General features: G+C 61.6%; 14 protein-coding genes. 1 reads left to right on the plus strand and 13 read right to left on the minus strand.

Translation table 11 applies throughout. The features are described from left to right. Positions 1–379: 379 nt before the first annotated feature. From CSW57_RS00070 to CSW57_RS00125, 12 genes are all read right to left on the minus strand, one after another. Complete coding sequence (locus tag CSW57_RS00070; protein WP_099380934.1) at positions 380–1045, minus strand: MBL fold metallo-hydrolase; 666 nt, start codon at positions 1043–1045, stop codon at positions 380–382. 340 nt (positions 1046–1385) lie between these two features. Beyond that, a complete protein-coding gene (locus CSW57_RS00075) occupies positions 1386–1889 on the minus strand; it encodes a hypothetical protein (protein WP_099380935.1) in 504 nt (167 codons plus the stop codon). A gap of 162 nt (positions 1890–2051) precedes the next feature. Next, positions 2052–3287, minus strand: coding sequence for a formaldehyde dehydrogenase, glutathione-independent (gene fdhA, locus CSW57_RS00080; RefSeq protein WP_099380936.1), 1236 nt, complete (start codon positions 3285–3287; stop codon positions 2052–2054). Between the two features lie 51 nt (positions 3288–3338). Continuing rightward, complete coding sequence (locus CSW57_RS00085; protein WP_099380937.1) at positions 3339–4223, minus strand: VOC family protein; 885 nt, start codon at positions 4221–4223, stop codon at positions 3339–3341. 83 nt (positions 4224–4306) lie between these two features. Then, positions 4307–5776, minus strand: a complete 1470-nt coding sequence (locus tag CSW57_RS00090; RefSeq protein WP_223248950.1) for a class I adenylate-forming enzyme family protein — start codon at positions 5774–5776, stop codon at positions 4307–4309. Between the two features lie 26 nt (positions 5777–5802). After that, positions 5803–6732 (minus strand): fumarylacetoacetate hydrolase family protein, encoded by a 930-nt coding sequence (locus tag CSW57_RS00095; protein ID WP_099381003.1) that lies wholly within the window; start codon positions 6730–6732, stop codon positions 5803–5805. Positions 6733–6739: 7 nt separating this feature from the next. Further along, a complete protein-coding gene (locus CSW57_RS00100) occupies positions 6740–8266 on the minus strand; it encodes a bifunctional 3-(3-hydroxy-phenyl)propionate/3-hydroxycinnamic acid hydroxylase (protein WP_099380939.1) in 1527 nt (508 codons plus the stop codon). Between the two features lie 16 nt (positions 8267–8282). Then, positions 8283–9131: an SMP-30/gluconolactonase/LRE family protein gene (locus CSW57_RS00105; protein WP_099380940.1), complete on the minus strand. Its 849-nt coding sequence runs from the start codon at positions 9129–9131 to the stop codon at positions 8283–8285. After that, entirely contained in the window at positions 9128–9985 is an 858-nt protein-coding gene (locus CSW57_RS00110; RefSeq protein WP_099380941.1) for a fumarylacetoacetate hydrolase family protein, read from the minus strand. Before CSW57_RS00110 ends, CSW57_RS00105 begins: the two co-directional genes overlap by 4 nt. A 95-nt stretch (positions 9986–10080) precedes the next feature. Then, positions 10081–11262 carry a cytochrome P450 gene (locus CSW57_RS00115; RefSeq protein WP_189339083.1) on the minus strand — a complete coding sequence of 394 codons (1182 nt, stop codon included), beginning with the start codon at positions 11260–11262 and terminating at the stop codon, positions 10081–10083. A gap of 10 nt (positions 11263–11272) precedes the next feature. Then, a complete protein-coding gene (locus CSW57_RS00120; protein WP_189339084.1) occupies positions 11273–12442 on the minus strand; it encodes an NAD(P)/FAD-dependent oxidoreductase in 1170 nt (389 codons plus the stop codon). Position 12443: 1 nt separating this feature from the next. Beyond that, the gene (locus tag CSW57_RS00125) at positions 12444–12638 is read right to left on the minus strand and encodes a ferredoxin (RefSeq protein WP_189339085.1); all 195 of its coding nucleotides are present in this window, start codon (positions 12636–12638) and stop codon (positions 12444–12446) included. 114 nt (positions 12639–12752) lie between these two features. Between CSW57_RS00125 and CSW57_RS00130 the strand changes: the two genes are divergently transcribed. Further along, complete coding sequence (locus CSW57_RS00130; protein ID WP_099380944.1) at positions 12753–13442, plus strand: TetR/AcrR family transcriptional regulator; 690 nt, start codon at positions 12753–12755, stop codon at positions 13440–13442. Positions 13443–13904: 462 nt separating this feature from the next. Here CSW57_RS00130 and CSW57_RS00135 read toward each other — a convergent pair whose 3' ends face one another. Then, on the minus strand, positions 13905–15536 hold the full coding sequence (locus CSW57_RS00135; protein WP_099380945.1) for a purine-cytosine permease family protein: 1632 nt from the start codon (positions 15534–15536) through the stop codon (positions 13905–13907). Positions 15537–15578: the final 42 nt, after the last annotated feature.

Consider the following 15578-nt stretch of genomic DNA (forward strand, 5'->3'; position numbering starts at 1 on the left):
GCATTGATTCGATGTTTGAACGATTCGACGATCGGGGGAGACGCACCGCATGATGCCGACCGCTTCACCGTCGCCGATATGGTCGCCATCAGCATGCTCAGTCGGTGTCCCCGCCGGCGGGGTGATATCGGAGGTTTCGGCCAGTCGTACCGATTACAAGGCGAAATGCTCGGTTGCACAAACCCACCCCACCCGGACTGTCTACTTCTAACACGACCCTGGCCTCGTCGGGGGTGCGAAGGCGGCGCGATTCTAGGCCTTAACGGCACCGCCGAGCGTGGCAATGGCATCTTGACCAGGCTGTGTTGTCTGAGTGTCCGCGAATGCTTGAGGCGGCCGGATCTGAAACCCAGAGTGTGCTTGTGCCGAATTGTTATTGTCAGCGGTTGCCCCCGGCTTCGACACGACCGATGATCGCGTCGATACGGGCTTGCTTTTCCGACGGATCTACGACCACGCCGATTGATGGGCCGCCCTCTGTTGTACCCCAGGGAACAAGTACATCGAAGTCGAGGTCGCGAGCGAGCGTGAGGCTCGCCAGGTAGTCCCCGCGGAGGGCGGGGTCGAGGACAACGGCCTTCCATTGCCCGTCTTCGATCCAGATGAAGTCACCGGTGAAGAGAAACCGATGTGTGCCGTTATTCCAGAGGAACGACGTTGTTCCGGCCGTGTGCCCGGGTGTTGGGATGACTTCGAGATCATGGTCGATCATTGTCCGTTCCCTGAAGTTGCCCGTTACCTTGAGCGACCTCGCAAGCTCCAAGTGATCCTTTTCGTGTCCCCAGATAGGCACGTCCAGTTCGGGTTGCCCATACATAGCCTCATGGCCGTGGTTGATGAGGAGTCGCGTGGGCGCACCCAGCGCGCGTATCGCATTTGCTGAGCTGCTGACGCCGGGCGAGTTGTAGACGATCACATTGCCTTGAGGACGCTCCAGCACATAGGAGCGTAGGAGCACGTTGTGTTGGTAGGGCAACCGCGCGGCCGGGGTGGCAAATAGGCCCTGTACGGGCGATTCCAAGAGTTCGCTTCCGAACGACGTCATGCATCATCTTTCTCGATTTCACGGCAGATCGCACGCGACTTCGCGGATGCGTTTGGGGCCGCTGGCTTCTCGTACAATAAAACTTGTAGTTGACTTTAAGTCAAGGTAGAGAGGCCTGGCCGAGGGCGAACGCATGGCCGGCTTTGCTGCGTGACTAGAGAGTGCGTATGGCGCTGGCTACGAAAAGTACTCGGCCAGCAATGATTACGCAGATCAAAGACACTATGACAACCGCTCGATGTGAGAGCGGGGTGAGACCCGAACCCCGGGGAGGGGACAGATCGGGTGCCATCATTGTCTGGGCCCGGTGGAAATCAGAGGCGCTGCAGGGGTTTTGGGGCTAGTTCCTGGCCGTTACTTGCGGGGAGCTGCTGACAAGGCCACTTGCGACGACGAGCAGTAGGGCAACGATGGACAGGTAGCTCCCTGCCCGCAGATTGGGGATCTGGTCGATGTAGGCCGACCAACCCAACGGCCCCTTGGTGCCAAAGACGAGGAAGACAAGCCCCACAATACCTACGATGATGGTCGCGGTGGCGATTGCCTTGCGGGCCAGAATTGACGATGCGAACGTAAGTATTGTGCAGATGATTGCAGTGGTCCAGGCTAGCCATCCGAAGTAGCTCTGCTGAAATCCGTTGGTGGGGGCCATGCCTGAGTGCACGGCGGTGTCGAGACCACTGAAGTCGAGCGCCATTGCCGGGATCGGCGGGGCGGGGTTTGCGGGTATGAACAACCACGCCGGTCCCCAGAGGGAGACCGCGAACAAGACTGCTGCACCTAGGGCGGCGGCGAGCGCCAAGATGTTGATGGATCGGGTCTGGGTGGGGGTTTGCGTGGTCACGGTTGCTCCTGGGAAATGTGTGTGGGTGGGGGTGACGAGTTTTGTCGGCACCTCGCATCGGGTCACGAGTTCAGGTGCCTGCGGTTCGCTGCTGGCGTGTTATCTAGGTGACAAAGGGCGCTGTCGATAGAAACCTCAGTGCCATTGAGATTTTCGCGTTCTTTACTTGTCCGAACCTCGGGTTTCTCGTATAACGTTGTTGGGATCGAGGACGAACTTGGTCGCAGCACCGGAGTCGAACTCGCTGTAGGCGGTAGGCGCGTCCTCGAGATCGATGACTGTCGCGTTCACGGCGTCTGCGATGTGGACCTTGTCGGCGAGGATCGCTTTCATCAGCGGTCGGTGGTAGCGCATTACCGGACACTGTCCGGTGCTGAACGATAGCGACTTCGCCCAACCGGTCCCGAGGCTGAGGGAGAGGCTGCCACGCTTGGCCAGGTCATCGACTCCGCCGGGATCCCCGGTGACGTAAAGTCCCGGGATGCCAATCGCGCCACCGGCTTGGGTGAGTTCCATCAGGGAGTTCAGCACTGTGGCCGGCGCCTCCTCTGATGACGCGTGACCGTGACCTTTCGCCTCGAACCCGACAGCGTCGACCCCGCAATCGACCTCCGGCACACCGAGGAGGTCGGCTATCTGATCCTGTGGTTCCCCGTCGGCAACATTGATTGTTTCGCAACCGAATTGGCGAGCCTGGGCGAGGCGGTCCTTGTTCAAATCTCCGACGATGACGACGGCCGCGCCGAGTAGGTGTGCGCTTGCGGCTGCGGCGAGACCGACGGGGCCGGCGCCGGCGATGTAGACGCTGCTACCCGGGCCAACACCGGCGGTGATGCACCCGTGGTAGCCGGTGGGGAAGATGTCGGACAACATCGTGAGATCGAGGATCTTCTCGAGTGCCTCGTCGCGATCCGGGAACTTGAGCAGGTTCCAGTCGGCATAGGGCGCCATGACGTACTGGGCCTGTCCGCCGACCCAGCCGCCCATGTCGACGTAACCGAAGGCTGCGCCGGGGCGCGCGGGATTGACGTTCAAGCAGATCCCGGTCTTCTGCTGCTTGCAATTGTTGCATCGACCGCAGGCAATGTTGAACGGAACCGAACACAGGTCTCCTACTCTGATGAATTCGACGTCCGGACCCACTTCGACCACCTCACCGGTGATTTCGTGTCCGAGTACGAGTCCTTCGGGTGCCGTCGTGCGCCCGCGCACCATGTGCTGGTCGCTGCCGCAGATGTTCGTCGACACCACACGCAGGATCACTCCATGCGGACACCGTCGTCCGATGTTGGCCGGATCAACTCCGGGGCCGTCCTTGATCGCGAAGGTCGGATAGTCGATATCGCGGACTTCGACTACCCCCGGCGCGGCGTATGTAACTGCTCGATTTGTTGCCATAGGTTGCTCAGATCCTTCTCACGTGTTTGGAGTGTTCTCGGCGGCGAAGGGTCACCGTTGGACGGGCGGAATACCGTACGACAGCATCGTTTCCGGCGATAGTCCGTCCCATTGACTCAGCCAGCCGGGGTCGTCGAAATCCCAGATGATTGCGTCGCGCTCTTTGTCGTAGATCATTTCCATGTCGGTGTAGAGCTCGACGAGCCCGGCGCCCGGTTCGACGAAGTAGGCGGCGATGTTGTGGCCGGCGCCGTGTCGAACGGGACCCCAGAACAGGCGTGACCCCGCGTTGTTCAACCGATCGGCGAGGTGGCCGAGGTCAACGATGCTTTGCGCCTGCCAGGCGTGGTGATGCATGGATGGCTCTTCCTCGGGCGCTTTGACGACAGCGATACCGTGATGTTCTGGGTTGCATCGCAGGAAGAAGGCGAAGTCGTCTCCGATCCGATCGGAGACTCGGAAGTCGAACACCTCGATGAGGAACTTCGTCATCGCGATCGAGTCTTTGACCTTGAGGTTGATGTGGCCGTAGCGGTCGGGCCCGATGCCACCGTCTCGTTGGTCGAGGATCGCCATACCCGTGTAGATGTGCCAGGTGAAGCCCGCCGGGCCCACGAACGCGAAGCCCTGGTCGATGTGATCCTCGATCGGTTGTTCGGCAACGATCTTCCATCCGCCGCGCCGCACCTTTTCTTGGATCGCCATCAGGTCGTCAACGCTTGCCGCGACGAGCCCGATGTGGTCGACGCCGTTGGCGTCGGACGACATGTAGACCAACTCGTGGTGTGTGTTTGATGCTGCCAGATAGGATTTTGTACTGGAGTTGTCGACGGTCTTGAGACCGAAGACGTCGGCCGCAAGTTTCGTCGAGGCAGCCAGGTCTGTGGTGCGCAGAGCGATGTATCCCATCGCAGTGATCGATCCGGTTGGCGTCATCGTAAATTCCTTCTGTGTCGAGTCACGGAATTGAAGTTGTGACCTGTGGTTGAGTTCGGAGTCTGGTCGAGGGATCGGGCGAGTCACTCGATGGGTTGGGTACGCAGCGCCTTCTTGTCGATCTTTCCTACGGCGGTTGTAGGCAAAGGTGACTGTGTGGCAACGGCTTTCGGTCGCTTGTACGTAGCAAGCCTCTCGCGACAGGCTTCCCGAACGAGTCTTTCGTCGTAGTGCGATGAGGGATCGATGAAGGCGACCACGGCCTCACCCCAGTCGGGGTGCGGGACGCCGACGACCGCAACAGCTGAGACGCCTGGGCAGGCACTGATCACCTGTTCGACTTCGGAGGTGTAGACGTTCATGCCGCCGCTGATCACCATGTCGTTCTTCCGGTCGAGAAGGTAGACGTAGCCGTCGGCGTCGACGCTTCCGATGTCTCCGGTGTGTAACCAACCGTGCTGGAGGGTTTCTCGGGTCTTGGTATCCAGACCGAGGTATCCGTCCATCAGGTAGGGCGCCTGCGCGCAGATCTCCCCGATCTGGCCGGTGGCAACCTGATTGCCGTTGGGGTCGAGGACCGCGATGCGTACCATTGCTGCTGGTCTGCCGCAGCTGGTCAACCGGCGCGGGTCTGCTGATTGGTGGTCCTGGCGGGTGAGGCGCGTCAAGAAGTTGGGGGCTTCGGATTGCCCGTACAGCTGCATGAACACCGGCCCGAACATGTCGAGTCCTCGACGAAGCCGTTCTGCGGTGATCGGTGCCGCGCCGTAGAGAATCGTGCGTAGGGACGATTGCTGCCGTTGTTTGCCGTCCTTTTCCGCTGCGTCGAGCAAGCGGTAGATCATCGTAGGGACCATGAACAGAAAGGTGACCGAACCATCGTCGATCTGCCGAAGGACCTCGTCGACGTCAAACTTCTGCTCGATGGTGATCGTTGCCCCGCGGCAGAGCCCGGCTTGGAGGAGAAATCCAGCCGAATGAGCGAGGGGGGCCGTCAGCAGCATCTGCTCATCGTCGAGTAGACCGATCTCGATTTGGTGGGCGAGCAGGTTGGCGGCCAGGCTCCGATGTGAGTGGACAACTCCCTTCTGCTGTCCGGTGGTTCCTCCGGTGTAAAGGATCAGTGCGGTGTCGTCGGCGGCGACGGTGACTTCGGGCAGACCACATGGGTTGCTCGGCCGGCCACCGCTGGGTGCCGCCGAGAGGTTGACGACGTGGTCGAGGTCAGCAGCTTCGGCGATGGAGACGAAATGGTCGTCGATGATGGCGACCCGGGCGCCGGAATCACGGAAAATGTAGTCGATCTCGGCAGCGGTCAACATGTCGTTGATCGGGACCTTCGCTCCACCGGCACGGATGATGGCCTGGTCGGCGATCGCCCATTCCGCGCTGTTCTTCATCATCAGCGCGACGGGTTGTCCACTGCGAACACCCATTTGGATGAGTCGGTGGGCGAGTTGATTCGCTCGCTCGATGAGTTGCCCATAGGACAAAGTGTCGGTCGCGCTGATGATCGCGATCTGATCGCCGAACCGGTCGACCGCCGTAGTCATGAGCGATCTCAGGGTGATGTCCATGGTCAGTATCCGCTGCTCAGTGGTTGTACGACGTCGGCCTCGGCTATCCGGTGGGTGAGGGTGCCCAGGTGTTCGACGCTGAGTTCAACGAGGTCACCGGGCGTCAGCCACCCCTGGAATCGGCTTGAGTCGGCGGCGAAGTGCTCGAACAGACAGCCGGTCTCGACTGTGCCCGAGCCGATGAGGTCCCCGGCGCGGAGCCGGGTGCCTCGAGAGGCGTAGGCGATCATGTCAGGGAATCCCCAGTCGATTGTGTTCCACCGACCGTCGGTGACGAGGTTTCCGTTGACGTGTGCGGTCATGCGAAGGTCGAAGGCCTTCTGTGCGCGGTACGGTTGGATCTCGTCGGGCGTGACGAGATGCGGGCCGATGGTGTTCGCAGTGTCCTTTCCCTTGGCCGGCCCCAGACGCAACGGCATTTCCTGGACCTGCAAGTCGCGTGCACTCCAGTCGCAGAAGAGCATGTAGCCGGCGATGTGTGACTCGGCCTCGGAGTAGGCGATGTTTGACCCGGATCGGCCGATGACTGCGGCGATTTCGAGTTCGAAGTCGAAGCGCTCACTGTTCGGCGCGATGGGTACGGGGTCGTGCGGCCCTATATGGGTGTCCGGATTGGTGAAGTAGAACGGGGGAAACTGGGTGTGTCTGTCGTCGACGGGGAGGTCGACGGCCTCAGAGAGGTTGCGCAGATGTTGAAGGAACCCGGCGCAGTCGCGGATCGAGCGGGGTTGCAACGGGGCGCGCAGCACGACATCGGCGAGAGGGACCGTCTCGTGGGGGTTCTGGGCAAGGTGGTGACCCTGTTCGGTTAGGTCACCGTTCTCGAGTAGGGAGATCATGTCGAGGCCGGGCGCCAGACCGATCACCTCGGAGCCGTCGACAATGCCGACGCGGTCATCGCCGACGCTGGATATGTAAGTCACAAACCGCATCGAACGGTCACCTCCGCTCAGCGCCGGCGAGCTGTGCCACCTCTGGATCGGACGCACCCACGGCGGCCTCCAGCCGAGCGGACAGGGTGTCGAGCTGGGCTGCGTCTTTCGCACCGTCGAACACGTACCGGTCCGGGCGGATGACAACGGCGTGCACGCCGAAATCGTTGAGCCACTGTCGAGTTGTCGCGTCCAGGTCCGTGACTACCACGGCACCCATCCGCGCCCAGATGGCCGGGGTCGACGAGTCAACGTCGCCGATGACACTCGGGTCGCCGACGACGGCGAAGTTGTAGCCGACTATGTCGTCGAGCAGGGTGCCGTTGCGCAGCCGCGGCTGGATGCTGAGCGCACCCGCCGGGCCGTTGGTTTCACCATGAAGTCCGTGTCCGAGTTCGGGGATGGGGAAGGGGATCTCCATCAGCGACGGAATATCGTCGAGGGGCCCGGGGCTGGCGGCTAAATGCTCGACTGCATTGGCCGCCCCGGCTGCGGCCTCCATGTAGACGCGAACATGGTGTTTGCGTTCGGACTCGTAGGTGTCGAGCAGCTGGTCGGGGGCCCCGCGCAGTCGGGCTGCGACCTTCCACGACAGGTTCATCGCGTCCCGGATACCAGAGCACATGCCTTGCCCGAGGTGGGGGGTCATCTGGTGCGCGGCGTCGCCGGCGATGAAGAATCGATCTCGTCGCCATGCACTAGGCAAGAGTGACTGCCAGCGATACACATCCGCGCGCATGATCCGGTAGGAGCCGGCAGCGTAGTAGGGGTGCAACAGGTCATACCATTTGCTGGGCTGCTCGAAGTCTTCGGTCGCGTCACCGTCCATGAGCAGGAACTCGAATCGAATCATTCCGCCTGCTCCCGGAACGACGGTGATGGGGTTGGGGAGCTCGGCGCGGGTGTAGGTGAACACCGACGGGTTCGGTTCGCCTGCGATGGGGACGATGTCGAGGATGAGGGATCGATGAGTGGCGTGCAGATCCTCGACCTCGGCGGTGACTGATTCGCGGACAAGCGAACGCGCGCCGTCGGCACCGATGAGGTACTCGGCGGTCAGTACGCGGGCTTGTCCGGTGCGTTCGTTGCGCACGGCGACTTCCACACCGCCGGAACTCTGTCCGATCGACTGCGCTCGCCAGCCGAACCACGTTGTCGCCGAGTCGGATTGATGTAACTGGCCGCGAAGGTGGCTTTCGAAGTCGGGCTGGAAGAATTGGTAGTCGCCGTACCATCCTTGATCGGTGGGAGTGGTTCGCCACGGAAAGCTCTGGATCAGTTGGCCGTAAGCGTTGAAGAACTGGTAGTTGCCGTCTGCCTGCCGATGCCACGTCGGCTCAAGATGAGATGCCCCGAGCGACTGGAATGACCGCATCGTCTCGTCGTCGATGTGGGTGGCCCGAGGATGGTGGGCGGGTAGGCGGAACGGGTCGACTATGGCAACCTCGACGCCGCTGTTGGCCAGCAATGTCGCGGCGGTGAGGCCGGTTGGGCCGGCTCCCAGCACAATGACCTGCGTGTTGTTGTTGTTCATGATGTCACTCTCAGAGTCAGGGAGTTCTGGTCGTCCGGTGTGCGATGTTTGAGCGCGTGATGGTGCCGCGGATCAGCTTCTTGGGCAGTGCTTCGGTGAGCAGATCAAGCGAGGGATCGGTACTGCGAGAGGTTGAGTAGTAGAGGTCGTCGCCATCGAGGCAGCACGCCACCGCGAACTCGCCAGGCGTCTCGATGACGTCGAGCACGTTGTTTTCGCGAACCCGCACGAACCGCTCGCCGGTCGTTGTGGCGACCCACACCGAACCATCGCCGACGGCGCAGATGCCGTCGGGTCGATGCCGGGCATCGAACAGGGCGGCCAGGTCGGTCCACACACGACGATGGGTCAGGCTGCCGTCGTGTTCGATATCGAAGGCGGTGAGCCGGTTTCCGTGGGTTTCGGCCACGATGAGGGTCGAGTCAATGACGGCGAGGCCGTTCGGGAATCGGAGTTGATCCGCTGCAACCGCGACGGTGCCGTCTGGGGCAACAGTCACTAGTCGGCCGACTGGTTCACCGCTGTGGGGATCCGGGCCCATCTCATCGACGTAGAGCCGCCCGTCATCGGTGCCGACCATGTCTCCGAGCCGATCTCGTACGACCTCGGAAAGGTCCGCAAAGGGCTGAAAATCGTCGCCGACGAGTACATCGATGCGTTTATCCCACCAGCGCGCCGCGGCCAGATGCCCGTCGGGCAAAAACCACAGACCGTTGGTAGGACTGTCCAGGTAGCGGCGAAGAACCTCCGTGCCGCTGACTGACACCAATTGCTTCGACTGGGTATCGGAGAACCAGAGCGCGCCCTGATGAACGCGCGGGGATTCTCCCCACAGGAGGTCGTCGCGGATGACGACCGGGGTCATTTGGTGGCTCCGCTGCCGTCGACCAACTTGGTGTGCAAGGTGCCGATTCCCTCGATCTCGCTGGTGAGCAGCTGCCCGGGTGAGAGGAAACGTTTGGGATCGCGGGCGAACCCGACGCCGGATGACGTGCCCGTGAAGATGAGGTCACCGGGCCGCAGCTCAACGACGGTCGACAGATGGGCGATAAGGTCAGGGATGGGGAAGATGAGCTTTGACGTGCGGAAGTCTTGCACGACTTCGTCATCGAGCGTGCAGCGAAGTCCGATGTCGTCTCGGTTGGGCAGTTCGTCGGGGGTGACCAGCCATGGACCGGTCGGACCGTATCCGGGGAAGGACTTTCCCAGACTGAACTGGGGATAGGGCATCCCGGCCAGCTGTAGGGTGCGGTCGGAAATGTCTTGTCCGATCGTGAGACCCGCGACGTAGTCCCATCCCTGTGCCGGGCTGATGTTGTGGGCGCTTCGTCCGATGACGACCACGAGCTCGAGTTCCCAGTCGGTTGTCGGCCGGGCGAGAATGACGTGGTCAGCCGGCCCGCCGATGCACGACGGGAACTTGGTGAATACCGATGGGAAGTCGGGTATGGCGAGGTTCGCTTCTTCGGCGTGGTCGGAGTAGTTCAACGAGATAGCGAACACTTGCGAGGGATGCGGGGACGGCGGCCCGAGTCGTTCCGCCGGAACATCGCCGGAACCGCTCGCGCCGACCTCGTTACCCCACTCGCGAAACTCATCCCACACGGGATAGATATCAGCGATGTTCGCAGAGAAGCGGCCCTGATTCGCGTCCGCGACATCTACCGATGTGCCGTCGACAAACACCGTGAGGCGGCCACGTACCGATGCAACAAACATAGAAATATTCTCAATTCAGTTGGGACAAAGGGATTGTCGGAGGAGTCGGCCCGGTCACCGCGAGTGCGCTCGCGGAAACTGCCGGTCGTGCCTTTTTATGCTCTGATCACTGACACCGGCAGCGATCCGAGGCCGCGGACGGTGTTGTTGATGTGTCGGACGGGCGGTCCCGCCGCCGTGAACGTCTCTACTCGGTCGGCAAGTGCGGCGAACAGAGCGTGTGCTTCCATGCGGGCGAAAGCCTGTCCCGCGCATCCGTGAAGGCCGTAACCGAAGGCGAGGTGGTCACTTGCGTCACGGGTGATGTCGAACGTGTCAGCGTTGTCGCCGTAATGCCGTTCGTCACGATTGGCCGAGCCGTACATCACCAGGACGCGGTCACCGGCGTTGATGTCGATGTTGTCGATGACGGTGGCGGTTGGCGCTACACGGGTGAAGTAGTGGACGGGACTCTCGAAACGGAGTGCCTCGTTGAACGCGGAGGGGATGAGTGATCGGTCTTCGCGCACGGCGGCCCACTGCTCGGGATGCTGACTGAACAGCCAGATGGCCGACCCAATGGAGTTCACCGTTGTATCCATCGCGGCGGCGGTGTACGCAGCCAGCAACTGTGGCGCGTGCTCACGTTCGATCTTTCCTGCATCAGCGGCTTCATACACTGCTCGACCCATACTGCCTTCGGCGAGTTCGGTAGGCGCGACGGTGTGCGCCCACTGGAACATCTCACCGAGATCGGGTAGGGAGGCGACCATGCGGTCGTTGGCGGGTCCGAGTGAGTTGAACATTGCGTCGCCCCAGGGGAGTAGACGGGGTCGAACTTCGTGGGGAATACCGAGGAGGTCGGCAACGATGGACGGGGGAAAGACCTGGGCCAGCTCGGTGACTGCGTCGAAAGTGCCGCGTGCGACGAGCGACTCGACGAGTGAGTCCGCCTGGGACCGGATGTGGTCGGTGAGCGATCGAATTGCCCGCGGGCTCAGACTTTCGGCGAGAACCGCTCGAAGGGTGTCGTGCAGTGGCGGATCGGAGGCGAGCACGGTGTCGACCGACATGGCGTTCACGTCGTCATTGAGCCCGACTCCTTGTGCAGCACTGAATCTTTCCCAATCACCGAGCACTGTACGCACCTCGGTGTAGCGGGGCACTGCCCAACAATTGAGCTGGTTGAGCCACACGGCCGGGGCAGTGTCCCGGAGTGCGCGGAACGCTGGGTAGGGATCGTTCAAGGTGTTGTCGGAAAAAAGATCGACATCCGAGATACTTGTGGATGTGGTCATCGGAACACTCCTATCGGGGCGTTGGAGTTGGGTTCCCGGCGACTCGGTGTAGCCGGGAAATGGGAATACGCTTGTTCAGTGCGAGAGCGCCCTTAGCCCGCCCGCTCTCGTTCCACTGGAGGATCGCGGCAAGATCGTCGACGGAGCCGTCGACGATCTCGGGTTGGCCGACGAAAGGTGCGGGCCCGCCCATCTTCAATGAGAGTGCGAACTGGTCGGTCCAGAAGTACGGACGGTGGATAAGTTCATCGGCGGCGTCGCCGAGTATCAATGCTGCAGCAGCCACGCGGGCTTGATCGATTGCGTTCGACCAATGCGGGTTACGGCAAAACGGGTCACCCATCGCAGCGACATCGCCGGCAGCGACGATGTTGTCAGTGACGCGGCAGCGTGAATCCACGACGACGCCGGGAGAGCAGTGGATGCCAGTGTTTTCAAGCCACTCGACGTTCGGAACGTCACCTACCGCGCTGACTATCACATCTGCGTGGAGCATCGTGTCCGCGAGTTGGACCGCCGGTTGACCATCATCGCACCGGACCAGCGACGCGCCGTCCGGATTGATGCGGATGTCCACACCGCTGGCAATGGCCTGCCGTGTGACCAGATCGGAGATCCAGGTCCCACACTGACGCAGCATCGGGGCCTCATTTGTGACTACCGTTGTGGACAGACCCAATCCCACGCAGGCCGAAGCGATTTCCATTCCCAGCGCACCGCCGCCGACGATAGCGATGGACGATGCGCCTTTGATCGCATCGCGTAGACGGACGGCGTCGCGGAGGGAACGAACCACGTACTCGTCGACCCTGGCGGCGTTTTTGCCGAGGTTGGACAGCGTGCGCGCTCTGGCGCCCGAGGCGATGACGAGCCCGCCGTATGCGACAGCTCGACCGCTCGCCAGTCGGACGGCCTGACCGTCTCGATCCAGAGCCATGACTCGGTCACCGAGCACGATCTCGACTCGCGAGCGGTCGAGCGGTGGCAACTGCGCCGAGTCCGGCTTGTCAGCCCCGGTGAGGACCCCCTTCGACAACGGGGGTCGAGCGTAAGGCTCAGCATTGTCAGAATCGATGAGAACGATCCGGCCCCGGTGGCCCAGTCCAAGAAGTTCTTCGACTGCGGTGACGCCTGCAATCGACGCGCCGACCACGACGACCGTGTCGTCCAGACCGACCATCTCAGGACTCATCCAGCAGCAAGGCCGCCACCGGACAGCTACGTACGGCGCGGCGAACTGCGTCTTTTTTATCCTCGGGGGCCGATTCCGACAGGACTTCGAGTTCGCCGTCCTCGTCGAGCCGGAACATCTCCGGCGCCCTCTCTTCGCAGAAACCGTAACCCTCGCAACGGTTTCGATCGACGGCAACTTTCACTACGGGCTCCTCGTCACATCGACACATCAACTGTGCCCAGTGTCACAAGCACCCCCGTCAATGTCAAGCAGAAGAAGAATTCTGGTTCTATTTACGTAGACCTAAGATGGTTGGGTGCCACAGACCCAACAGCAACTCGCGCAGACCTCGGTGAGCCCGCCAAAGCAGGCGCGATCACGTGCTGCTTGGGGGCGTGTCCTCGACGCCGGGGCCGCGATCCTCGAAACGGACGGTCTGGATGCGTTCACGATCAGCGCGGTCTGTGAGCGAGCCGAGGTGTCGGTAGCGGCGATCTACTCGCGCGTGCAGAACAAAGATGCACTGTTTCTCGCCGTGTACGAGAACGTGCTCGATCAAATGACCACTGAACGACGTGTCCTCGAAAAAGACGAAGAATCCTACGAGGATGCGCCCACCGAAGATCTGATCTCATTCGCCGTGACAACCGTGGCAGATATCTTCCTGACGCGAAGAGGTCTGATCCGGTCCATAATCTGGCTTTCCGCATCGCACGAGGAGGTCCGACGGCGTGGATCGGAATGGATGACAACCATGGGGCGCACCTTCGCGACGTTGCTTCAGAGTCGTGAGGACGACTACACCCACGACGATGTACCCGCGGCTCTGAGCGCGTGCTACCGCACCCTTTGGTCATCTGTGGCGATGTACGTTGCATACGGTCCCGATTTCGCCTCCGAACTCGACACCGCGGATGACCAGTTCAAAGACGAACTCTGCGACACCGCAATCAGATACCTACTCTCAGAGCCGCCGAAACGGGCGGCAGAGACCGAACGCCAGTGACCACGCCCTCTGCCGGACACCTGAACCCCGGTCTCGCGAAAACTATGTAGTCGACGCCGACTCGGTTGAGCTCGTGATCCGCGGATAGTCGGACGTGAAGCGTTCCCGGGGCGAAGAGGCACTGGGGACGAGGTGGTCAAGTCGGTGCAGACCACGGTCGCCGTTATGGCGCTGATGGAACGCGTTTCGAGTGTGCAGGTGACGCACTCGGTGCTTCACGAGTAGACATTCCTGACTGCATTGGTGAGGCCGGCCTGACGGCCCGGTGAATCAGTCGTCACCCAGTCGTTCGCATTTCTTCGGTTGTGTCATCACTGCTGAACGCGCCCGCGAATCGGGGAAGCGATCGCTATGCGAGCCCGTCGGTAGTTACGAATCGTGTTGCTGTGCAGATGATCCGGACGCCACCATGACCCGGACCGCCAATGGCGTGCCCGGGTCTTGGAGGATCTTCGGTACTTCTTACAGGTTGCTGTTCGCGCGAAACTGCGTTGCTTCTTTGGCCGCCGCCCGCTGGAACTCGAGGTCATCGGATGCGCAGGCCAAGCAGATCGGCGCGTGGTCTGCCGCAGGATCCCGATCCATCTCGTATGCGATGTAGCTGTCTTCGCAGCGGTGGCACTGGACTCGGGCTTCCCACATGTCGTCGACTTCGTCACGGGGATCATGGGGTCGTCGCATCGTGAACCAGCCGTCTCGGCTGAATCCGAGGGCCACCCCATAGATAGCGGCGGCCAGGACAAATGACACCGGTGGCGCCCACACGGCACCTTCAGGTCCGCCGGTAGCGACCATCAAGATTCCCACCGCGGAGGACACTCCCCAGGCGGCAACACCTGCCGGGTTCACCGCAGGCACCCGACCCGGCCGGAACTCGAGAGAATCAGCAGGGATCGACCGCAGTCGCATCCATGCGATGTGGGTCAAGGCAATTGCCACCCAGCCGACGATCACCACGCCCTGGTACTGCAACGCCTGGACTATCCAGGACAGCACGTTGGTGAGCATCATCAGGTATACGAGGACTGCCACCACGAGCACCCAGAAGGTGCGCGGCATCGAGAACTTCAGGGTGCGGGCGAAGAAGTTCTGGAAGTTCGTCGACGCCAGGTAGAAGTTGCCACTGTTGACCCGGGTCTGGCTGACGACCACCCATAGCAGGCCCCAAATGCCCATCATGCCGATGATTCCGAGGATTGCCGATTCCTCGGACAGCGGGCCGGCGATGGTGATCGTCTGTGCCAGGAAGATCCCGACCATGGCATTGACCAGCAAGGTCACGATGTAGAAGGGAGTGCCGAAGCTGAACCGGGCGTTGAACTTCGCGTCCTCGGGCCGGCCGAAGCGGGCGTAGTCCCACGCCATCATCGTCACAACCCAGACACCCATGTAGATCACGAAGGCATACCACCAACCGGGAACGCCGAGGTCTGCGGCGGATTCAGGTGTGTATGTCAGCCATTCGTTGCTGTAGCCGTACTCGATGATGGTCCAGACGACCGATCCGACGAGGCCGATCACGTAGAGCGGCAACAGGACCCCGTTGAGCTTGTCGAGCCACGTGGTGACTCCGCGCCACGCCAGTGGCGCCTGGTAGAGGACAACGACCAGTGACCAGAAGGCGATCGGCAACGCCCCGAAGTACGCGTGGAGCGCCGATGCGACGATGGATCCCTCTGCCACCACGTAGTAGGCGATGGTGATCCCGAAGAGTGCTGCTGCGAAGGCTGATCCGGCGCGGCCGAACAAGACTCTGGAGAACAAAGAGACGCTGGTGCCGGTTTCGTTCGCAACCTTGGCTGCGATCGAGTTGATGACACCGTAGGCCACCACCGATAGCCCGATGCCGATGATCGAGTTGATGGTGCCGACCGCCAGGGCGACGGTGGCACCGATGACGACGAAGAACATCGCGCTCATCAGTCCGAACCACGCCATCGACACCGATGTGCGGGATGTCCGCCAGGAGCGGGGAACGATGTGCATCGAGTAGTCTTCGCTGGCCGCCTTGGCGAGCACATGGGGATCGTCGGTGAATGTGACTGTGAGTGGGGGTATTTCACTGGCCGCAGGTCTGCGTGCTTCTGTGGTCATGACCGTTCCTAGGTGAGTTGTGAAGCGAAACAGAAGTGGATT

Source organism: Williamsia muralis, assembly GCF_002735905.1.
GTDB classification, from domain to species: domain Bacteria; phylum Actinomycetota; class Actinomycetes; order Mycobacteriales; family Mycobacteriaceae; genus Williamsia; species Williamsia muralis_A.